Origin of the sequence: Exiguobacterium sp. s193 (assembly GCF_018618755.1) — a bacterium.
GTDB lineage: Bacteria > Bacillota > Bacilli > Exiguobacteriales > Exiguobacteriaceae > Exiguobacterium_A.
On record NZ_JACSMR010000001.1, the window covers coordinates 187,154 to 208,574 of the forward strand.

The window sequence follows — 21,421 nt, forward strand, 5'->3', positions numbered from 1 at the left end:
TATCCGCTCCTTACGTCATCATGACGCGATGCACGGCATACACGTCTGAGATTTGTTTAATCCGGTCGACGACTTTTTGTAAGTGATTGACGTTATTGATCGCGATCGTCATCGAAATCTTCGCTTGTTTACTGTCATCGCCCTTCCCGCTGACGGCAACGATATTCGTGTTTGTTGCTGAAACGGACTGCAATACTTCATTGAGCAGACCCGCACGGTCATACCCTGAGATTTCAATTTCGACATTATAGCTTTTGACCGTCTTGCCTTCGTGTTCCCACTCAACTTCGAGCAGCCGTTCCGGATTTTGTTCATTCAAAACATTTAAGCAATCCGAACGGTGAATCGACACGCCACGTCCGCGTGTAATATAACCGACGATATCATCCCCCGGAACCGGGTTACAACAACGACTCATCCGGACGAGCATGTTATCGATCCCTTTGACACGCACACCTTCCGGATTTTGTTTTTTCGGCCGGTCAAATGTTTTCATCTCACTGATGGCGTCATTTAACTCTAAGTTTTTCGACTCTTTGTCTTTGCGTAATTTTTCCGTCAATTTATGGGCGACCTGAGCAGCTGTCAAACCATGATAGCCGACTGCGGCATACATGTCTTCTTCTTGACCGAAGTTGAACTTTCGCGTGACGTCTTCAAGTGTTTTATCCGTGATGACTTCCTTCGGCTCAAAGCCAAGTTTTTTGACTTCTGCTTCAATCAACTCGCGACCTTTGAGGACATTTTCTTCACGCTGTTGCCGTTTGAACCATTGACGAATTTTATTTTTCGCCTGACTCGAGACACAGATTTTTAACCAGTCTTTACTTGGACCATAACTATGTTTTGACGTCACGATTTCAATGATATCGCCTGTCTTCAACTTATAATCGATCGGGACCATCCGTCCGTTGACCTTCGCACCGATCGTCCGGTGACCGATTTCCGTATGGATCCGGTAGGCATAATCGATCGGGACAGAGCCTTTCGGCAACTCGATGACATCGCCTTTTGGTGTGAAGACGTATAACATATCACTAAAGAAATCGACTTTGACGGACTCCATGAACTCTTCCGCATCGGCCGTATCTTTTTGTAATTCTAAGATTTCACGGAAATGGGCAATCTTATCTTCAAAGCCTGATTTCGCTTCCTGCTCTTTTCCTTCTTTATACGCCCAGTGTGCGGCGATCCCGTACTCGGCGATGAAGTGCATGTCTCGCGTCCGAATTTGAACTTCAAGCGGCTCTCCCTTCGGTCCGATGACGGTCGTATGCAACGACTGGTACATATTCGGCTTCGGCATTGCAATGTAATCCTTGAACCGACCCGGCATCGGTTTATATTGCGTATGGATGATACCGAGGACAGCGTAACAATCTTTGATCGAGTCGACGATGATTCGGACTGCCATCAAATCATAAATCTCACTGAACTCTTTTTTTGAGTTTTGCATCTTGTTGTAAATCGAGTAGATGTGTTTCGGACGGCCATCGACCTCGGCAGCGATTTGGACTTCTCCAAGGACGACGTTGACTTCATCGATGACTGACGTGACGAGTGCTTCACGCTCCGTCCGTTTTTGTTTCATCATCGAGACGATCCGGTAGTATTGCTGCGGGTTGATATAACGGAGGCTGATGTCTTCAAGCTCCCATTTGATCGTCGAAATCCCGAGACGATGCGCAAGCGGCGCAAAGATTTCGAGCGTTTCTTCTGCTTTTTGGACTTGCTTTTCTTTGACCATATGTTGCAACGTCCGCATATTATGCAGACGGTCAGCGAGCTTAATCAAGATGACACGGATGTCTTCTGCCATCGCGATAAACATCTTCCGGTGATTCTCTGCTAACTCTTCACGTTTTGATTTATATTTGATTTTCCCGAGTTTCGTCACACCATCAACGAGCATCGCGACGTCCGGTCCAAACCGTTCCGTCAACTCTGCAAGCGTAATCTCGGTATCTTCTACGACATCATGAAGAAGTGCCGCAACGATCGTCGTGGCGTCGAGTCCGATATCGACAAGAATCCCGGCGACTTGAACCGGGTGGATGATGTATGGTTCACCCGACCGACGAAATTGACCATCATGCTCGTCTTTTGCGAATTGGTAGGCACGTTCAATATCGTTCACTTCTGCTTCTGTCATGTACTCCGCACATCGAGCGAGAAGGTCTTCTACATTTACGATTTGTTTATTTGTCATCCCTTTTCCTCACCCAGTCCCCGGGATTATATACGCCTCAATCCCTAATATATATCTTCTATTATCGTGAAATTTTTATAGGATGTCAAAATAAAAAGAAATACCCCCCCGACAAGTTCGTCGGGAGAGTATTACCGTCATCAGTCTTCGTAGCGAATCAATGACAAAATATCGTAACCTGCTAGTTTTTCACGTCCACCAAGCCCGTCTAATTCGATCAAGAACCCGATTCCCGCAACCGTACCACCAAGTTGTTCAATCATTTTGATTGTCGCTTCGATCGTACCGCCTGTTGCAAGCAAATCATCTAAGATGACAACACGTTGCCCTGGTTTGATGGCATCATGGTGCATCGTCAAGACATCTTTTCCGTACTCAAGACCATACTCGACACGGACTGTCTCACGTGGCAACTTCCCTTCTTTACGCACAGGCACAAACCCGATTTCCATTGCGTATGCCGCTGGACATCCAACGACGAAACCACGTGCTTCAGGTCCTGCGATGACATCTGCCCCTTGCTTACGTGCATAGTCGACGAGTGCATCGACCGATTGTTTGTAAGCTGGACCATTTTCCATCAATGATGTGATGTCTTTAAAGCTAATTCCTTCTTTCGGCCAGTTCTCGACCTCTTTTATATGCTGTTTGAACTCCATGTCATTTCCTCCTGCTTCGCCGCTTCCACTAAAGTATCAAAACGCTCTTTCAACTGAGCGAGTGACGAATAAATGTATTGTTGCTCGAGACGTTGACGTTCTTCATGACGCTTGTACGTCGCGGCCTCCGTCAAATCCCGTTTTTCAGCGTCTGGGTTCACACCCGGTAGCCCGTCCTCCATTGTAACAAGAAAATCCAGTTCCGAAAACACTGAATGCATAAAGTTAATCGAACGTTTCGACCATTTTCTTGTTTTCGACAAACGAACGAGTCCGATTCGTAACTCTTCACGTGGACATTTTGCGAAGTAATTAAAGTAATGTTTGAAGTCTTCACGGGACGGAATCGCCTCGAAGTAGTAGCCTTCATCCTTAAACGCACAATAAATCCGTTCCGCCTGTTTCAAGTATGGTAAGAACGCTTCTTCCGTCTCTGGTAAATCAAGGAAGACGATATTTTCTTGAATTGATCCATTCAGCGGACGTTCGGCATATTTTTGTTTTGTTTCGTCCGAAAACGCAACGAGCGTCGTTTGTTCTTGCGGCAACTCAAAAATGTCCGTTAATGGTTTTTTTCCGCCGCGGTAATCAAATAACTGATAATCTGCGACGGCTAAATCTTGAATCATCAATTGGGGTTTCCGAAAACCATTCCACTCATTGATGTTCAGACTCCCCATCAAGGAAACTTCAGCGAGCAGTGAAATTTCGTCAACCGCATCTCCGAAACCAAAACCAATCCCATCTAACTCTGATGTTCCATCGGATAATAGTGCCTTCAAATGGGTCAAATCACGACCAATCCGTTTCATGTCCCGAATTTTAGCGTCTTCGATGACGATGCGTGGCGCCGGATTCCCCATACCGAACGGAGACAAGCGACCGATCTCCTCAATCAATCCGATTGAGACATCAGAAACATGTAACCGCAAGTCGATTTCAATCGTCGCGATGAAGGCCTCATCCGGAAGTTTCGCAGCCTGTGCATTCAAGCGTTCACGTAAAGCTACGACGTCATCCGACGAGAGTGTCATGCCGGCAGCAGCCGGGTGACCACCGAAGTGCGGTAAGATGTCTTCGCATAACGTCAGCTCGGCAAACAAATCGAACGCCGCAATCGACCGGCCAGACCCTTTCGCCGTCCCTTTCTCCGCATCATGACAGAGCATGATGACCGGACGGTGATATTTCTCGACGAGGCGTGAAGCGACAATCCCGACGACACCTGGATTCCAGTTGTACGCGTCCACAACGAGGACACGATCCCCTACATACTTTTCTTCGACAAGTGCTGTCGCTTCTTCCGCGATTTGTTTGACGATGTCTTGCCGTTGTTTATTTTGTTGGTCAAGCTGGTTTGCGAGTACGACGGCTTCCTCGAGTGTCTCAGCAAGTAACATTTCGAGTGCCGGCATCGCGGAATCGAGTCGTCCGGCCGCATTGATGCGGGGACCAAACGCAAATCCGACCGATTCTTCTGTCAGTTCATCTTCCGTCAAACTACAGACTTGGCGTAAAGCGAGGATTCCCGGTCGTTCACTTGCATTCAACGCTTCAATTCCTTTTGTCGCAAGCAATCGGTTTTCGTCAACGAGCGGAACTAAGTCGGCAATCGTTCCGAGCACGGCGAGATCCAGGAGCTCCGTCGGGACACGTTCGAGCAACGCTTGCGCGACTTTAAACGCGACGCCTGCCCCAGCCAGTTTCGAGAATGGGTAATTGCGGTCGACGCCCGGATGAATCATCGCATAGGCGTCCGGAAGAACCTCTTTCGCCTCATGGTGATCCGTGATGATGAGGTCGACACCTAACTCTTTTAAGACGGCCGCCTCCTTGATGCCAGAAATTCCACAGTCGACGGTGATGATGAGACCAAACCCTTCTTCGACTGCCCAGCGGAACGCTGCTTCATTTGGTCCATACCCTTCCGTGAAGCGATTCGGGATATAACACTCCGCCATCGCCCCGATTTCGGTTAAGGCATGCCACAGGATGGCAGCCGAGCTGACACCATCGACGTCATAATCGCCATAAATCAAGATCATTTCACCTTGATCGGCCGCTTCCTTAATCCGTGAGACGACTTTTTCCATGTCCTGAAACAAAAACGGATCGTGGAACGGCATGTCCGCTGCCTCTAAAAAGGCCGTTGCTTGTGCCGGTGTCTCGAGACCACGCTGGACAAGCAGACGCGCTACGTTCGGTGAGACGGACGCTTGCGCGACCAGCTCGTCTATTTTTAGTGGGTCGACTGCTTTGTCGAGCCATGTTTTTTTTGAATGATACATCCAATCCCTCCAATCAACTTCCCCATTATAAGACAAAATCCGCGTCAGTGATACCCAACGCGGATTGTCTTCATGAAGCTTGTTTTGGTTGTTTTAATGTGCGTTTTTTCATAACGAGCCATAGTTGTGCTGCGATGAAGATGGACGAATACATCCCCATGAATAATCCGACGAGTAAAGCAAGGCTGAATCCTCGGATTGCTTCGCTCCCGAAGATGTACAAAGCAGCAGCCGTCATGATGACGGTCACGACCGTATTGATCGAACGGATAATCGTTTGTTGAATCGATTCGTTGACAACTGTACATAACTCGTCAAACGATGCCGTTTTGCCACCTTTTTCAAGACGCCCTAAGTTCTCCCGCACCCTGTCGAACGTCACAATCGTATCATTGACCGAGTACCCGATGATCGTCAGGACGGCGGCGATGAAGTACAAGTTGACTTCGATTTGGAAGAGTGAGAAAAAGGCGATGATCATTAATGCATCATGGAGCAATGCAAGTACCGTCGCGATTCCGTAAGCCGGTTGGAAACGGAATGAAACGTAGATGACAATCCCGAGTGAAGCGAGCAAGACCGCATAAATGGCATTTCGGGCAATTTCGCGTCCGACTTGCGGTGACACCGTCGAGATGCTTGGTGCTTTTTTATACTTCGCTTCAATCGTTTTGTTCATTTCCGCGATTTGATCTTGGCTGAACTCACCGACGAACGTGACGTTCGCGAGCGTTCCGCCTTGCGCAAATTGAATCCCGTCGATTTCTTTAGCATCGATTCCCGCTTCTTCAATGACAGACCGGACTTCGCTTTCTTGAATTTTATTTTCTGAAGAAATTTCGACCCGCGTTCCTTCCGTGAAGTCAATCCCGAGGTTCAATCCCCGAAACGACAGCAACAAGACGGACAGGAGCACTAAAGCGATCGTGATTGTAAAATAAACTTTACGGTGTTTGACATAATCGAATTTCGTAGGATTAAAGTTCACGAATTTCACTCTCCTTTACGCCGAACCATGATTTTTTCTTATCAAACCAACGGCTGCTGACAAGAAGTTGCATCAAGTAACGAGAGATGAACACGTTCGTGACGAAAGTAACGGCAATCGAGACCATTAACATGATCGCAAATCCTTTGACGGTACTTGTTCCGAAGTAGTAGAGCACTCCTGCTGAAATCAGCGTCGTTAAGTTCGCATCAAGAATCGTACCGAATGAACGGCGGTTACCGGCTTTGAATGCCGACATGACCGATTTCCCACTTCGTAATTCATCTTTAATCCGTTCCGCTGTGATGATGTTCGCATCGACCGCCATCCCGACCCCGAGAACAAGTGCCGCGATACCCGGCAACGTCAAGACGGCATTGATGCCGTTAAAGAAGATCATGACAAGGTAGATGTAGAACAACAATGTGATGATGGAAACGAATCCAGAGACACGATAGAACAACAACATGAACAAGAAGACGGCCGCAACACCAATCATCGAAGCAAACAACGTTTGGTCAAGCGCGTCTTTCCCGAAAGCAGCGGAAACGGATGTCGAGTAGATTTCGTCGAGTTTGACCGGCAATGCTCCGGCGTTTAAGATCGATGACAATTGTTTGCCGTACTCGGCGTCGATGTCACCACCCGAGATGATCGCCTTGTCCGAGTTGATCGGTTGATTGACTGATGCATCCGAGACGATCTTTGAATTCTCTTTTTGGATTTCTTTTTCGTACGTATCACCTTTAGCGTAGTCGAGCCAGATGACGAGACGGTTCGCTGGTGCTTGCATCTTCGAAATCTGCTGGGTCACTTCATAGAACTTTTCTTTTGATTTCATAGTCAGTTCGACGAGCGGTTCATTCGTTTGCGGGTCGTATCCGACTTTGGCACCTTTCGCCTTTAAGTCCGATCCGTCAAGCAACAACTTATCGTTGATATCACGGAACGATAATTCCGCTGTCGAAGACAGAATTTGACGTGCTTCGCTTTGGTTTTTGACACCCGCGAGTTGGACACGGATTCGGTCTTTTCCTTCAATCCGGATGTCCGGCTCCGATACGCCAAGGACGTTGACCCGGTTCTCGATCGCCGTCAGCGTCGCGCTCATCGCCGTGTTGTCGATGACATCTCCTTCTTTTAAAGGTTGTACTTCATACAACACTTCAAATCCACCCTTTAAATCAAGACCGAGTTTCGTGTCTTTTAAGAGCCATGTCGACGTCGTGCCGATCAATATCAGTAATGCGGCGACGATAATGAAAAACGTGGCTAGTTTTCCTTTCTTAACCATGCTACATTGTCCTTTCTCTAAACCCCAGTATATTTTCAGACAACTTTCGTATCCTATCCTAGCTTACATAAGAACTGGTAATCATAGCAATCGTTTTTCTCATATAAAGACAGAAAAGACGCCCCGAAATTCGGAAAGCGTCTTTTTCTTGCCTTATTCGACGGTTTCGTCGTCCATGACAGTCGTTGATTTTTTTGTAACTTCCGCGACCGCACTACGATTGAACGTCAATTGGGAATTCCCTGATTTTAAAGTAACTGTCGTTTCATCAACCTTTTGTACGACTCCGTGGAGTCCACCGATTGTGACGACCGTGTCACCGCGTGATAATTGTGTTTGCATTTCACGGACTTGCTTCTGGCGTTTGTTCTGTGGACGAATCAACAAGAAATAAAACACCACGAAGATCAAGATCATCGGGAGGAATGTGAATAGTTGTTGCATCTGAGTCAGCTCCTTTTCATTCAAATCACGTTCATTATACCTTGAAACGATTGATTTGTCAGACGATAAATCAGAAATTCTTTGCGTTTGGTAAATTATAACCGTATTCTTCGAAGAACTCCTCTTTGAAATCAAGCAGACGGTCCTCACGAATCGCTTGACGGACGCCTTCCATCAACTTGACGAGGAAGTGAAGATTATGTGTCGAACAGAGGTGTAAGCCGAATGTTTCTTGGGCCCGAATCAAGTGGTGGATGTAGGCACGTGAATAATTTTTACATGCGTAGCAATCACATTTTTCGTCAAGCGGACGGAAATCGCGTCCATACTTCGCGTTACGGACGACCAGTCGACCGCTTGACGTCATCAATGTTCCGTTACGCGCAATCCGTGTCGGCAAGACACAGTCGAACATATCGATGCCGCGAATCGCTCCTTCAATCAAGGCATCTGGTGATCCGACACCCATCAAGTACCGTGGTTTATCTTCCGGCATGAGTGGCGTCGTGAATTCAAGCGCCCGGTACATGACATCTTTCGGTTCTCCAACCGACAAGCCGCCGACGGCATAGCCCGGGAAATCGAGTGATGCGAGATCACGTGCGCTTTGACGACGTAAATCTTCGTACTCGCCGCCTTGGATGATACCGAACAACGCTTGGTCTTCTGGACGTTCATGTGCTGTCAAACAACGTTCTGCCCAACGGCTTGTCCGTTCGACCGATGCTTTCATGTATTCGTGTGACGCCGGGAACGGCGGACATTCGTCAAACGCCATCATGATGTCTGAACCGAGCGCATTTTGAATCTCCATCGCTTTTTCCGGAGATAAGAACAGCTTGTCCCCGTTCAAGTGATTCCGGAAATGGACACCTTCTTCCGTGATATTTCGAAGATCCGCGAGCGAGAAGACTTGGAAACCGCCGGAATCCGTTAAAATCGCGCCATCCCAGTTCATGAATTTGTGCAGGCCGCCTGCTTCTTTAATGACATCATGTCCCGGACGGACCCAGAGATGGTACGTGTTCGCAAGAATGATGTTCGCGTTCATGTCCTTGATTTGTTCCGGTGCCATCGTCTTGACCGTCGCTTGTGTTCCGACGGGCATGAAGACCGGTGTTTCAAAGCTACCGTGCGGCGTATGGACGATTCCTAACCGCGCACCTGATTGTTTACATGTCTTAATGTGTTCGTATGTTACTGCGTGTTTTGTCATCGGTTTAATTCCTCTCTTGTTAAGAACATCGCGTCCCCGAAACTAAAGAATCGGTATCCGTTTGCGACGGCTTCTTCGTAAGCATGTAAGATATGTTCCCGCGTCGATAAGGCGGAGACGAGCATGATCAGCGTCGACTTCGGTAAATGGAAGTTCGTGATCAAACCGTCGATTGCTTTCACTTCTTGCCCCGGATAGATAAAGATATCCGTCCAGCCCGTTGCTTCGACAAAATCACCGTGATCGCGAATGACCGTCTCGAGCGTCCGCGTCGACGTCGTTCCGACGGCGATGATGCGTCCGCCACGCGCCCGTGTCTCGCGTAAGATTTTAGCAGAGCTTTCCGGCAACTCATAATATTCACTGTGCATTTTATGGCTGTCGACGTCATCGACCGAGACGGGACGGAACGTTCCGAGTCCGACGTGTAGCGTCAATGGAGCCAGCGTGACACCTTTATCGGTCAATGCTTTCAACAATTCCGGCGTGAAGTGGAGTCCAGCAGTCGGTGCCGCAGCACTTCCGCGTTCGCGCGCATATACCGTCTGATAACGGTCTTGATCGTCGAGTTGCTCGTGAATGTATGGCGGAAGCGGCATCGTCCCGAGTTCGTCAAGAACTTCATAAAAGATACCGTCATAGGAGAACTTCAAAATCCGTCCCCCATCGTCAAGTGCTTCGACGCACTCGGCCTTCAGTAAACCGTCACCAAACGTAATCACCGTTCCCGGCTTCACCCGTTTTGCAGGTTTCGCGAGCGTCTCCCAGACATCATCACTCGTCTGTTTCAGCAGCAACAGCTCGATTTTCCCACCGGTTTCTTCTTTGACACCAAACAAACGTGCTGGCAAAACTTTTGTATCGTTGATGACGAGCGTGTCGCCGGCATTGAAGTGCGACACGATATCATGGAACCGTTCGTGACGTAACGCACCCGTCTCGCGGTCAATCACCATCAGCTTCGAACTCGTCCGGTCGAGCAGTGGCACTTGGGCAATCTGGTCTTCCGGTAAATGAAAATCAAATAAGTTTACATCCATGGGTCAATTTCCTTCTTTCAATCCTAAATGTTGCCGCGCGAACGGTGTCAACACCCGACCGCGTGGCGTCCGTTGTAAAAATCCTTGTTGTAACAGGTAGGGTTCATAGACGTCTTCAATCGTCTGTGCGTCTTCGCCGATCGTTGCAGCAATCGTTTCGAGTCCGACGGGTCCGCCGGCAAACCGTTCAGCGAGTGAACGGAGTAACCGGTGATCGACATCATCCAGTCCGAGCGCATCGACATGAAGCCGGTCAAGTGCACTCGTCGCGAGTGTCGCATCGATTTCCGTTTGATGGGCGACTTGGGCAAAATCACGAACCCTCCGCAAGAGACGGTTGGCGACCCGTGGTGTACCACGCGAGCGGAGCGCGATCGCTTCCGCTGCCATCCGGTCTGCTTCAAATCCGAACAGGCGGGACGTCCGCGTGACGATCGCTGAGAGTTCAGGCATCGTATAATACTCGAGTTTCAGTGTCACACCGAAGCGGTCACGGAGCGGGGCAGACAACATCCCGGCCCGCGTCGTCGCACCGACGAGCGTAAACGGTGGTAAATCAATCCGCACGCTTCGAGCCAGTTCGCCTTGCCCGATCACGATATCAAGGCAATAATCTTCCATCGCCGGATACAAAATTTCTTCGATTGAACGACTGAGACGATGAATCTCATCGATGAATAAGACATCTCCCGGTTCGAGTGACGAGAGGATTGCCGCTAAATCACCTGGGCGCTCAATCGCCGGTCCTGCCGTCGTCTTGACACCGACGCCCATTTCGTTGGCGATGATCGTCGCAAGTGTCGTTTTCCCGAGACCGGGGGGACCGTAAAGCAGGACGTGATCGAGCGTCTCTTGACGAATCTTCGCTGCTTCGATGAAGACACTTAAGTTGCCTTTTGCCTTCTCTTGACCGATGTACTGATCAAGTGTTTGTGGACGTAAACTCCACTCTTCTTGATCTTCTGCATGGGCTGATTCTGATAAAATCCGCTCTTCCATTCCGTCCTCACCTCACATTCAATAACAACTGAAGTGCCCGCTTGACATACTGATCCGTCGAGAGCACTTCTGCTTGAAGCGCCTTTTTGACTTTTTCGACTTCCCGGTCACTGTACCCGAGAGCCGTCAATGCTTCACATGCTTCGTTCAACTCGGCATTACTTTGAGCAAACAACCCTTCGCTCGGTACATAATCAGGAGCAAGTTCAGCAAGTTTTCCTTTTAAATCAAGTGTCATCTGTTTCGCCGTCTTTTTACCGACGCCGGGGAACTTGATGAGGTAACTTTCTTTTTCCTGTTCAATGGCTTCGACGAGCGCGTCGACGTTCCCGGACGCGACGATTGCGAGTGCTCCTTTTGGACCAATCCCTGTCACGCCAAGTAATTTCGTGAACAACGCACGCTCGCGTCGCGAACGGAATCCGAATAACACTTCTTGATCTTCCCTTACATAATGATACGTATATACGATAATCTGTTCGTCTCCGGTCCGATAAAAAAACGGGTTCGGTGCTACGATTTTGTAGCCAATCCCCCCGACTTCGATCGTCACGAATTCTGCACAGACATAAGCGACTTCGCCGCGTACGAATTCTATCAATTTAGAACGCTCCCATCCAATTACAAACTCTCGTGCTATTGTAGCATATAAGTCTGATTTGCTTCAAAATGTTCTTCCGACAAAAAACGCCTCACCGATGATGTTAATCGGCAAGGCGCTGTCTGATTTATGATCGGTCGAGCATCCGCTCCAGTGCCAACACGGCATATTCTGTCGTCTCGGCATCCACGCTGATGATGTTGACCGGTGTGCCACGCTCGACTTGTTCGAGTGACCAGGCGAGGTGTGGCAAGTCAATCCGGTTCATCGTCAAGCAGGGACACATGAATGGATTGAGGGACACGATATCTTGGTCCGGGAAATCCTTCGCCAACCGGTTGACGAGATTCATCTCCGTCCCGATCGCCCATTTCGTGCCGGCTGCTGCTTGCTTCACTTGATCGATGATATACGCTGTCGAACCGTTTAAATCTGCTGCTTCCACGACCTCAAACGAACATTCCGGATGGACGAGAATCCGGCGTGCCGGGTCCGTCAGTCGGAACTGTTCAATTTGACCGACCGTAAACTTTTCATGGACCGAACAATGCCCTTTCCATAAAATGACACGGATGTCCGAGTCATCCCCGTCAAACACCAATTGATCGTTGATCGGATCCCAGACCGCCATCTGTTCGAGCGGAATCCCAAGCGCATGGGCCGTGTTTCGTCCTAAATGTTGATCCGGCAGGAAAAACAGAATATCCCGTTCCGCGAGTGCCCATTCGACCATCTTGACGGCATTCGATGAGGTTACGGTCGCTCCTCCATGTCGTCCGACGAATGCTTTGATTTCCGCTGTCGAGTTGACATAGGTCAAAGGTAAGATGGAATCGCCTAAGCGATCGACGAGATAGGCATAGGCACGTTCCGTTTGATAGCCGTTCGCCATGTCCGCCATCGAACAACCGGCACGCATATCGGGTAAAACGACTGTATGCGCGGCACCTGTTAACATATCGGCGGTTTCCGCCATGAAATGGACACCACAAAAAACGGTATACTCCGCCTCCGTCATCTGTTTTGCGATTTGCGCCAGCTGAAGCGAGTCACCCGTCGCGTCAGCAAACCGGACGACTTCATCTTTTTGGTAATGGTGCGCCGGCAAAAACAACCGGCTGCCCATCCGTCGTTTGACACCTTCAATGATTGCTATTAATTCTGCCTCTGTTTTTTCTAAGTACTGTCCGGGAATCCCTTGATTCGCCAATAAATCAAAGCTCATCTTTTTTTCCTCCTTGAATTTTCATGCTGATGTCGAGTGCCGGCGCTGAATGCGTCAGCGCCCCGAGTGAAATGACGTTTGCTCCGCTATCCGCGTAGTCTGGTAGCGTTCCAACTGTAATACCGCCGGAAATTTCCACCGTGATATGCGGTGGGATCAGTTGCCGAAGCTGTTTGATTTCTTCCGGCGATCGGTTGTCGAGCATGATGATGTCGACACCGGCCGTGACGGCTTCATTGACTTCCGCTTCCGTCTCGACCTCGACTTCGATCGGTGTCGTATGTCCGACGGCACGCTTTGCCCGTTTGACCGCCTCCGTGATTGATCCTGCTGCCGTGATGTGGTTATCTTTAATCATTACGGCGTCGTCTAAGCGCCCCCGGTGATTGAAGCCACCACCGACGCGGACAGCATGTTTCTCAAGCATCCGTAGACCTGGTGTCGTCTTACGTGTATCCGTGATGCGAATCCGTCCGTCTGCCCGGTCAACGGCACTACGTGTCAATGTCGCGATACCTGATGTCCGTTGAATCAAGTTAAGTGCCACCCGTTCTCCACTCAGAATCGAACGCAAGTCGCCCGTCCATTCCGCAAGAACCTGTCCCCGCTTGATTGCCTGTCCATCTTCAACCTGTTGAATGCATGTCACCTCTAACAATTGTGCAAGCTCCCGCAACACAGTGGCGCCGCAAAAGATGCCCTCCTCTTTCGCAAGGAATCGTCCCGTCCCGTGCTCGTCTCCCGTCAGACAAAGTTCACTCGTGATGTCTTGATGTCCGATATCCTCGATTAAAAATCTTTCAAGTTGTTGCCGCAGGTGCCATCTGTTCATTTGTTAACTGTTCTCCTTTTAATCGATGTAACGCTCCTTCAAGGAGGAGACGCGCCGTCGTTATTTGTAACCGATGTTGTTCCGCCCGCCGTCCTGTTTGACGAAACGACTTGTTCGTTAACTGTTCAAGAGCGGCTTGAAGACGGTCTTCTTGAAGTTCCACCGCTAAGACTTCACTCAACTGTTGCTTTGAAACACCATCCTCACATCCGAAAATCGGTCGTAATGTGGGTAATGCCCTCCGTGGTGGGAGCTGCAACTGCCGGGCCAGTGCTTTCCCCATCACAAAACATTCGAGCAACGAGTTCGAAGCAAGACGGTTCGTACCATGTAATCCGATTGACGCCGTCTCGCCGACTGCATATAAACCAGCGACGGACGTTTGTCCTGCAAGATTCGTTTTAATCCCGCCCATCAAAAAGTGGACACCGGTCGTCACCTCGACAAGCCCTGGATTTATGTTCAGTTTTTCACATTTTTGGACGAATGTCGGGAAGCGTTCCGCCAACTGTGCGACGGGTGTCGTGTTGAGGTAAACCGATTCCTGTTTTCGGATTGCCGTGATCGCAGCCGCCACTTCATCCCGTGCTGCTAAATCGCCTTCCGGATGATGGTCCATCACACGCCGTCCATCGCGCGTCATCAAGTACGCACCAGCTCCCCGCAATGCTTCCGTAATCAACCCGGCCGATTTTCCTTGATGGACTAAAATCGTCGGATGGTGCTGGATGTACCCTAAATCAGACAACTCCGCTCCGACGTCAGCAGCAAGTGCTAAGCCGTCTCCGGTGATCATGTCATCATTCGTCGAGGTCAAAAGCAGTCCACCGATTCCACCACTTGCGAGGACGACGGCCCGCGCCGAAATTTCGATTCGCTCGTCACCTTCGTAGCCCGCTGCCCCGACGACCCGTCCGTCAGCCGTTAACAGTCGTGTGATGACGGTCTGTTCCAGGACCGGGTGGTTCATCTTCTTCAGTAACTGTTCCATCATCTGTCGTCCGGTCCGGTCACCCCCACTATGAAAAATCCGTGGAATGCCGTGCGCTCCTTCACGTCCAACCGCGTAGTCACCTTGTTTTTTACGATCAAACTTGACACCGAATGCCTCAAGTTCAGAAATCACCGTCCGTCCTTCGCGTGTCACGAAGTCGACGGTCGATGGGTTGGTCCGATTTTTGGCAGCACGAATCGTGTCTGCACTGTGCGCTTCATGGTTTTTCTCGAGTTGTGCCGAAGCAATTCCGCCTTGCGCCCGCATTGAGTTCGTCTGTCTCTGTGTTCCTTTTGTGACGAGCAATGCCTGCATCCCATTCGGTAAGTGCAGTGCGACACTAATTGCCGCTAGACCTGTACCGATAATCAGGACATCCGTTTTCAGTCTTTTATGTAAAGACATCTGTTTTACACCTCTATCTTTTGTGTTTACTATTGACTTGACAATAAGTTTGGCATATTTTTAGCTGAGTGACAAGACGAAAGGACACGATTCAATTATGATTTATTTAGATTATGCTGCGACGACACCGATGCATCCGGATGCACTCGAACAGTATCGTTTGGCAGCAGAACAAGCCTACGGCAACAGTTCTTCCCTGCATGACGCCGGAAATCGGTCAGCCCAAACCTTAGAACGGGCACGCGTTCGTCTCCTCGAATTACTCGGTCAAGCGGAAGGAAATATCGTGTTCACCGGTAGCGGATCAGAAGCGAATTACATTGCAATAAACCATCTGTTGCGTCAAAGTAAGAAGACAACTGTCTTGACACTTGCTTGCGAACACGATTCTGTCCTCCTTCCGCTCGCGCAGTTAGCGACGCAAACGATTTTACTGCCGTTACGCCCGGACGGTACTTTTGATTGGGAAGCTTTCGAGACGCATTGTACGGACGAAGTCGGTGTCGTTTCCATCCAACATGTCAATTCGGACACCGGATTTATTTTCCCAGTCGAAGACATCGCTAAGGTTTGCCAAGCGAGAGGCATCTTCTTTCACTGTGATGGCGTCCAAGGTTTCTTAAAACACCCGATTTCACTCGACGGTTTCGATGCTTATACGTGCAGCAGTCATAAAGTCTATGGACCAAAAGGACTCGGTGCTGTCTACTTACGACGTCCGTTGTTCAGCCCGTATTACGCCGGCCACCACGAAATCGGGATTCGTCCCGGAACAGTCGATGTCCCAGGAATCGTCGCTTTCTTGACCGCTTGCGAGCGGTATCAATCTGAAAATCGGCGCATCCAAGCCGCAAGTCAGAAATTTCGTGTTATGCTAAAAAAAAGACTTCCTCTTGCGGGTTATCACATCGTCGAATCCCCACATCAACTGGCATCGATTTGTGCCATTCATACAAAACGGATGGATGGACAATTTGCGCTACTCGCCCTGAACCGTGCCGGAATTGCAGTTTCAGCTGGAAGTGCTTGTCGAGCAGGCGAAAATGGACCGAACGCGACGCTACGCGCCATCCAGTATGATGAGACGGCGGCACATGGATTGATTCGTCTCAGTTTTGGTCTTCATACGACCGAAGAGGAAGTCGAGCGGTGTATCGACCTCTTATGTGCGCTTGATACATGATTTTTTGAAGAAGGGAAGGAGTCACAATGGGAAGAAGACAATCTGGAGAAGAACGTCGAAACTTGCTCTTACAGCTAATCGAGCAGAGTGAACACCCGATTACAGGTACGTCACTCGCAAAACAGGCTGGCGTCAGCCGGCAAGTCATCGTTCAAGATTTATCGTTACTCAAAGCAAAAGGCCATCCTGTCGTAGCAACGGCCCGGGGGTATCTTCTCAATGAAGTAGAGAGCAATCCGTCACGAAAGCGAAGAAAAATCGTCTGTCGGCACGGGTATGACCAACTCAAAGAAGAGTGTGACGCGATTGTTGATGAAGGGGTGACGGTTCTCGATGTCATCGTCGAACATCCGGTCTACGGCTTCCTCACGGGCGAGTTGATGCTAAAGAGTCGCCGGGATGTCCGCGTCCTGATGGAACGACTTGAGGAAACACAAGCAACGCCATTATCGAGCCTGACCGATGGTGTCCATATTCATACGTTAGAAGCAGACAACGAGGAAGCGCTTGAAGCAGCAATCGAAAAGTTGGACCGGCTCGGCATCTTAGTTTCTGAGTTGGACGTCTAACAAAAATGCCTGGAAAAACACGCATTTGACCGTTATGAATGACAAGTATATGTACAGAAAACGCCGATGACTCCGCATAAACGGGAGCATCGGCGTTTCGTGTGATAGGCACCCCCCCTGACGTTTGAGCCAAAAGGAGTCGCTTCACGCTTCAGAAGAAGTTGTCCATCGTCTAAAAAAGGGACTGCCCATCCTGTAGATGGCAGTCCCTTCAGGCTGTAGACAACGTGCCATCGGGAGATCAAGCGTCTTTTTTCGTTGCTTTCCTCGGGCGAGGCGCAAGCCGTTGCTCCTTGATCCTAACGGACAAGAAGCAGGGTCTTGCCTGCCTCTGAAAGTGCGTTAAAAACGCACTTTTCCCCGCAGGAGTCAACGAAACACGACGCTTTTTAGGGAACACTATGACGAAAAGCCGGGCAGGCAGACGGTTTAGGGCACAATCCGTCTCGCATCGCTTTTGAAGCGAAAAGCAATCGGTCGCGACCCTGCAGCTTTGAAGACGAGGCGAGACAGGGAAGCGCGACCGGATTGTCTCTCGTTATCGCATGTTCACGCTTCATAAGAGTTTATCTACACGCTGAAGGGACTGCCCATCCTGAAGATGGCAGTCCCTTTTTGTTTATCTGAATCCACACGTGATGCGTCACGATCAAGATTGTTCTTCCACCGTTTCAGTGACTTCTGAAGAGAATGTCGCGAGTACTTTTCGGACACGACGATTCTCGACATGCAGTACAGTAAATGTCACACGTTCATATGTCATCCGTGTCCCGATTTCCGGGATTTGACCGACACGTTCCATGATCCAGCCGCCTAGCGATTGGGCTTCGGTTTCCGGCATCGTCAATCCGAATTGGTCACAAAAATCTTCGATGTCATATTCTGCGAGACATTCGTAGCGGTTTACACCAATCTGTTTCGTATATTCAAGTGATTCGTCATGCTCATCCCAAATTTCACCGACTAATTCCTCTAAGATATCTTCAAGCGTAATCAGACCTGCCGTTCCTCCAAATTCATCGAGGACGACTGCCATGTGCGATTGTTTGACTTTGAGTTCAGGAAGTAAATCCATCAAGCGTGTTTGCGGTACGACAAACGATACCGGTCGAATCCATTCACGGATCTCGACGTGCCCATTCTTGACGAACTCACGTAAGAAATCGCGTTCAGAAAGGACACCGATGATGTGATCAATCGAGTCCTTGTATACAGGAAGACGGGAAAATCCACCTTTTTGCACTTCACGTAAGATGTCTTCAAAGCTGTCATCGATATCAATCGCTTGGATATCTGTCCGTGGCGTCAATGCTTCTTCAACCGTAATGTTCTTAAAATCGACAGCCCGGTGCACAAGCTCTGCTCCTGCTTCATCCATGACGCCTTCTTCCTCACTGATGTCGACAAGTGCCAACAGCTCTTGTTCCGTCACGAGCGGTCCTTTCGGATCAGCACCAATCAGGACAAGTGCAACATGACGTAACTTCAAGAACAGGAAGACGACTGGTTTAAACAGACTCAAACACAACCGTAGCGGACTACTAATCCAGAGGACATACTTTTCAGCATGCTCCCGGGCATACGATTTCGGAATCAATTCACCGAATACTAAAATCAGTAAAAACGTTGCGAAGATGATGCCGACACGCGGTAGCGACTCGGATGACAGCGTCATCGCAAGCCAGCCGCCAATCATCGCGACACCGAGGTTCGAAATCGTATTGCCAATCAAAATTGCGGTCAAGGTCTCCTCATAGCGTTGAAACAAGCGTAGTGCTTGTGATGCACGACGGTCCCCTTCTTCCGACTGGTGCAAGATCCGTAACCGGTTTGCACTCGATAATGCCGTTTCAGAAGAAGAGAAGAACGCTGAGATGACTACTAACACGAGCAGCCAGATGAACGGAATCGCGGGAAGTGGGTCCACGATGACTTCACACTCCATTTCCTAAATGAATGATTTAAGTGATGTTTCTTAGAACGAAGACTCGATGAATTCGAATTCGAAGTCACGGATACGAACGACGTCTCCATCAATCGCACCTAGTTTACGAAGCTCATCATCGACGCCCATTTGACGTAATGTCCGGGCGAATCGTTTAATCGACTCTTCACGCATGAAGTTCGTCATCGTAAAGAGTTTTTCAATCCGCGGTCCTTGGATAACGAAGCAATCGTCTTCATCTTTCGAAATCGTAAAGCCAGCTTCTGGCGCCTCGTAACCATAGACGACACGAGGAGTCGCAGCTTTTTCTTCGAGTTCTTCAAGACCGAATTCTGGTGTCGCGTCAACGAGATCGGCAATCCGGAATAACAGATCACGTAATCCTTGACGTGTCGCAGCAGAAATCGCAAAGACTTCAAGATCCGGGAACGCCTCTTTGAACGCTTCGAGATTCGCTTCTGCATCTGGCATGTCCATTTTGTTTGCGACGACGACTTGCGGACGATCCGTCAAACGTAAGTTATAATCTGCGAGTTCTTTGTTGATGATGTTGTAATCCTCAACAGGATCGCGTCCTTCCATTCCACTCATATCGATGACGTGGACGATGACTTTTGTCCGCTCGACGTGACGAAGGAATTGGTGACCCAGTCCGACACCTTCACTTGCCCCTTCAATCAATCCCGGTAAGTCGGCCATGATGAAACTACGGCTGTCTTCCGTTTCGACGACACCGATGTTCGGTGTGATTGTCGTGAAGTGGTATGCTCCGATTTTCGGACGTGCCGCTGAGACGATGGATAACATCGTTGATTTCCCGACACTTGGGAACCCAACAAGTCCAACATCAGCGAGCATTTTCAATTCAAGTTTCAAGTACTTTTCTTCGCCCGGCTCACCATTTTCCGCATGTTCCGGTGCAGGGTTCGCTGGTGTTGCGAAACGTGAGTTTCCACGTCCGCCACGCCCACCTTTTGCGACGACGGCTTGCTGTCCATGATGGACAAGATCGGCGATGACCGCATCCGTATCATCATCGTAGACGACCGTGCCTGGTGGTACTTTGACGACGAGGTGCTCGGATTTACGTCCGTGCATCCCTTTCGACATTCCGTTTTCACCCTGAACGGCTTTAAAGTGGCGTTTGTAACGGAAATCCATCAACGTCCGAAGCCCTTCATCCACTTCGAGAACGACGTGAGCACCATGCCCACCATCTCCTCCGGCTGGTCCACCGTCTGGAACGTATTTTTCGCGACGGAACGCTACTTGCCCGCGTCCACCATCTCCTGCTTTTACATAAATATTTACCTGATCGACGAACATGTCAGATCCCTCCTATTACTTCTCTTCCCTTACAGAAAGACTTTCGATTTCAATCACACACTCAACTTCCGTCTGTGACTCGATCTCCATCGGCGTCACTAGATCTTTAAGGCGCGACGTATCTAGTAGATCCCGATAGATCTCGATGGTCACGCCCTCATGGAAGGTCACGGATACTTCTCCATCTCCCACTTCTATCATATCAATCGCAGCTTCGATGATATTCGCTATTCGTGCGTCATCAACCTGCTTTGGCTTCTCGATTACATCATATTCGACAGTCAAACCTGTCCAATCCGCCCGTTGCAGTGCGAGCGCTGTTTTCGGTAGTTCAATCAACGTTAGGCGTCCTTCTCGTGACGCTTGCTCGCGATAGACTGAACAAATCGACTCAACCGCTGCCTCGTCACCCATCGCGCTGTACGAACGAACGAGTTGTAACCGATTCAACCATTCGTGACGAAGTGTCTTTAAAAGATCAAGTACCTGTTCATCCTTCATCGGTCGTTCCCTCCTAAAAAAAACAGACCCTAACCCCCGAAAGTGGCTAGAGTCTGCTTCATCGATCACTTATGCTGGGTAAACGCTGACTTGTTTTTTGTCGCGTCCAAGACGTTCGAAACGAACGACACCAGTTGCAGTTGCGAAAAGTGTATCATCGCCACCACGTCCGACGTTCATACCTGGGTGAATCTTCGTACCGCGTTGGCGGTAGAGGATTGAACCAGCAGAAACAGTTTGACCGTCTGCACGTTTCGCCCCAAGGCGTTTCGATTGAGAGTCACGACCGTTCTTTGTCGAACCTACCCCTTTTTTCGATGCGAAGAACTGAAGATTAAGTTTCAACATGTGGAATCCACCTCCTATATTTGTTCAAGTTGGATATAATCACCGTAACTTTCAGCGATGGTTCCGAGTTGGACCAATGTCGCCTCCAGTAACAATTGGGTGCGTTCACTGACATCCGGTGCTAAGTCAGCGTACGGTTCTACATAAAAGTAGCCACCTTCTTGTTGTTCTGCCATTTCAAGGAGCAGGACCTGCCCGAGTAGTGATTCGATCGCATTGTATGCGCCGAAAATCACGCTTGATGTACCGGCACAGACTAAATCTAAACCAGGCTCAGCAAACTCGGCATGTCCTGTCACTTCGATGGAGCGGATTAACTCCGCTTCATCTCGTCGAATCTTAACACGTATCATGG

At 49.4% G+C, this 21,421-nt stretch carries 20 protein-coding genes; 2 read left to right on the forward strand and 18 right to left on the reverse strand.

Annotated features, from left to right (window positions below; translation table 11 throughout):
- Nucleotides 1–10: 10 nt before the first annotated feature.
- The 13 genes from KNQ04_RS00945 to KNQ04_RS01000 all read right to left on the reverse strand — a co-directional run bounded on the left by KNQ04_RS00945 (nucleotide 11) and on the right by KNQ04_RS01000 (nucleotide 15,194).
- Nucleotides 11–2,209, reverse strand: coding sequence for a RelA/SpoT family protein (locus tag KNQ04_RS00945; protein ID WP_214846707.1), 2,199 nt, complete (start codon nucleotides 2,207–2,209; stop codon nucleotides 11–13).
- 140 nt (nucleotides 2,210–2,349) lie between these two features.
- A complete protein-coding gene (locus KNQ04_RS00950) occupies nucleotides 2,350–2,868 on the reverse strand; it encodes an adenine phosphoribosyltransferase (RefSeq protein WP_029331033.1) in 519 nt (172 codons plus the stop codon).
- Nucleotides 2,847–5,156: a single-stranded-DNA-specific exonuclease RecJ gene (recJ, locus tag KNQ04_RS00955; RefSeq protein WP_214846709.1), complete on the reverse strand. Its 2,310-nt coding sequence runs from the start codon at nucleotides 5,154–5,156 to the stop codon at nucleotides 2,847–2,849. Before recJ ends, KNQ04_RS00950 begins: the two co-directional genes overlap by 22 nt.
- Nucleotides 5,157–5,226: 70 nt before the next feature.
- Nucleotides 5,227–6,144 carry a protein translocase subunit SecF gene (secF, locus tag KNQ04_RS15800; RefSeq protein ID WP_353049697.1) on the reverse strand — a complete coding sequence of 306 codons (918 nt, stop codon included), beginning with the start codon at nucleotides 6,142–6,144 and terminating at the stop codon, nucleotides 5,227–5,229.
- Nucleotides 6,134–7,438: a protein translocase subunit SecD gene (gene secD, locus KNQ04_RS15805; RefSeq protein ID WP_353049698.1), complete on the reverse strand. Its 1,305-nt coding sequence runs from the start codon at nucleotides 7,436–7,438 to the stop codon at nucleotides 6,134–6,136. The genes secF and secD overlap by 11 nt, the downstream gene beginning before the upstream one ends.
- A 153-nt stretch (nucleotides 7,439–7,591) precedes the next feature.
- On the reverse strand, nucleotides 7,592–7,882 hold the full coding sequence (yajC, locus tag KNQ04_RS00965) for a preprotein translocase subunit YajC (protein ID WP_214846710.1): 291 nt from the start codon (nucleotides 7,880–7,882) through the stop codon (nucleotides 7,592–7,594).
- 70 nt (nucleotides 7,883–7,952) lie between these two features.
- Nucleotides 7,953–9,098, reverse strand: coding sequence for a tRNA guanosine(34) transglycosylase Tgt (tgt, locus tag KNQ04_RS00970; RefSeq protein WP_214846711.1), 1,146 nt, complete (start codon nucleotides 9,096–9,098; stop codon nucleotides 7,953–7,955).
- On the reverse strand, nucleotides 9,095–10,138 hold the full coding sequence (gene queA, locus KNQ04_RS00975; protein ID WP_214846712.1) for a tRNA preQ1(34) S-adenosylmethionine ribosyltransferase-isomerase QueA: 1,044 nt from the start codon (nucleotides 10,136–10,138) through the stop codon (nucleotides 9,095–9,097). The genes tgt and queA overlap by 4 nt, the downstream gene beginning before the upstream one ends.
- A 3-nt stretch (nucleotides 10,139–10,141) precedes the next feature.
- Nucleotides 10,142–11,137, reverse strand: coding sequence for a Holliday junction branch migration DNA helicase RuvB (gene ruvB / locus KNQ04_RS00980; RefSeq protein WP_088837524.1), 996 nt, complete (start codon nucleotides 11,135–11,137; stop codon nucleotides 10,142–10,144).
- Nucleotides 11,138–11,144: 7 nt separating this feature from the next.
- Nucleotides 11,145–11,738 carry a Holliday junction branch migration protein RuvA gene (ruvA, locus tag KNQ04_RS00985; RefSeq protein WP_214846713.1) on the reverse strand — a complete coding sequence of 198 codons (594 nt, stop codon included), beginning with the start codon at nucleotides 11,736–11,738 and terminating at the stop codon, nucleotides 11,145–11,147.
- Between the two features lie 127 nt (nucleotides 11,739–11,865).
- Nucleotides 11,866–12,963, reverse strand: a complete 1,098-nt coding sequence (gene nadA, locus KNQ04_RS00990) for a quinolinate synthase NadA (protein WP_214846714.1) — start codon at nucleotides 12,961–12,963, stop codon at nucleotides 11,866–11,868.
- Nucleotides 12,953–13,795: a carboxylating nicotinate-nucleotide diphosphorylase gene (gene nadC, locus KNQ04_RS00995; RefSeq protein WP_214846715.1), complete on the reverse strand. Its 843-nt coding sequence runs from the start codon at nucleotides 13,793–13,795 to the stop codon at nucleotides 12,953–12,955. The genes nadA and nadC overlap by 11 nt, the downstream gene beginning before the upstream one ends.
- Complete coding sequence (locus tag KNQ04_RS01000) at nucleotides 13,764–15,194, reverse strand: L-aspartate oxidase (protein WP_214846716.1); 1,431 nt, start codon at nucleotides 15,192–15,194, stop codon at nucleotides 13,764–13,766. Before KNQ04_RS01000 ends, nadC begins: the two co-directional genes overlap by 32 nt.
- 97 nt (nucleotides 15,195–15,291) lie before the next feature.
- On the opposite strand from KNQ04_RS01000, the gene KNQ04_RS01005 reads away from it, so the two are divergent.
- Both KNQ04_RS01005 and KNQ04_RS01010 read left to right on the forward strand, forming a co-directional pair.
- Nucleotides 15,292–16,377, forward strand: coding sequence for a cysteine desulfurase family protein (locus tag KNQ04_RS01005; RefSeq protein ID WP_214846717.1), 1,086 nt, complete (start codon nucleotides 15,292–15,294; stop codon nucleotides 16,375–16,377).
- 26 nt (nucleotides 16,378–16,403) lie between these two features.
- Nucleotides 16,404–16,946, forward strand: coding sequence for a transcription repressor NadR (locus KNQ04_RS01010; protein WP_214846718.1), 543 nt, complete (start codon nucleotides 16,404–16,406; stop codon nucleotides 16,944–16,946).
- 649 nt (nucleotides 16,947–17,595) lie between these two features.
- On the opposite strand, the gene KNQ04_RS01015 is transcribed toward KNQ04_RS01010, so the two are convergent.
- The 5 genes from KNQ04_RS01015 to KNQ04_RS01035 all read right to left on the reverse strand — a co-directional run bounded on the left by KNQ04_RS01015 (nucleotide 17,596) and on the right by KNQ04_RS01035 (nucleotide 21,419).
- Nucleotides 17,596–18,873, reverse strand: a complete 1,278-nt coding sequence (locus KNQ04_RS01015; protein WP_214846719.1) for a hemolysin family protein — start codon at nucleotides 18,871–18,873, stop codon at nucleotides 17,596–17,598.
- 48 nt (nucleotides 18,874–18,921) lie between these two features.
- The gene (gene obgE, locus KNQ04_RS01020; protein ID WP_029331046.1) at nucleotides 18,922–20,217 is read right to left on the reverse strand and encodes a GTPase ObgE; all 1,296 of its coding nucleotides are present in this window, start codon (nucleotides 20,215–20,217) and stop codon (nucleotides 18,922–18,924) included.
- Nucleotides 20,218–20,232: 15 nt separating this feature from the next.
- Complete coding sequence (locus KNQ04_RS01025; protein WP_214846721.1) at nucleotides 20,233–20,718, reverse strand: Spo0B domain-containing protein; 486 nt, start codon at nucleotides 20,716–20,718, stop codon at nucleotides 20,233–20,235.
- 69 nt (nucleotides 20,719–20,787) lie between these two features.
- Nucleotides 20,788–21,066, reverse strand: coding sequence for a 50S ribosomal protein L27 (gene rpmA / locus KNQ04_RS01030; protein WP_012370976.1), 279 nt, complete (start codon nucleotides 21,064–21,066; stop codon nucleotides 20,788–20,790).
- Nucleotides 21,067–21,080: 14 nt separating this feature from the next.
- On the reverse strand, nucleotides 21,081–21,419 hold the full coding sequence (locus KNQ04_RS01035; RefSeq protein WP_214846723.1) for a ribosomal-processing cysteine protease Prp: 339 nt from the start codon (nucleotides 21,417–21,419) through the stop codon (nucleotides 21,081–21,083).
- Nucleotides 21,420–21,421 lie beyond the last annotated feature (2 nt).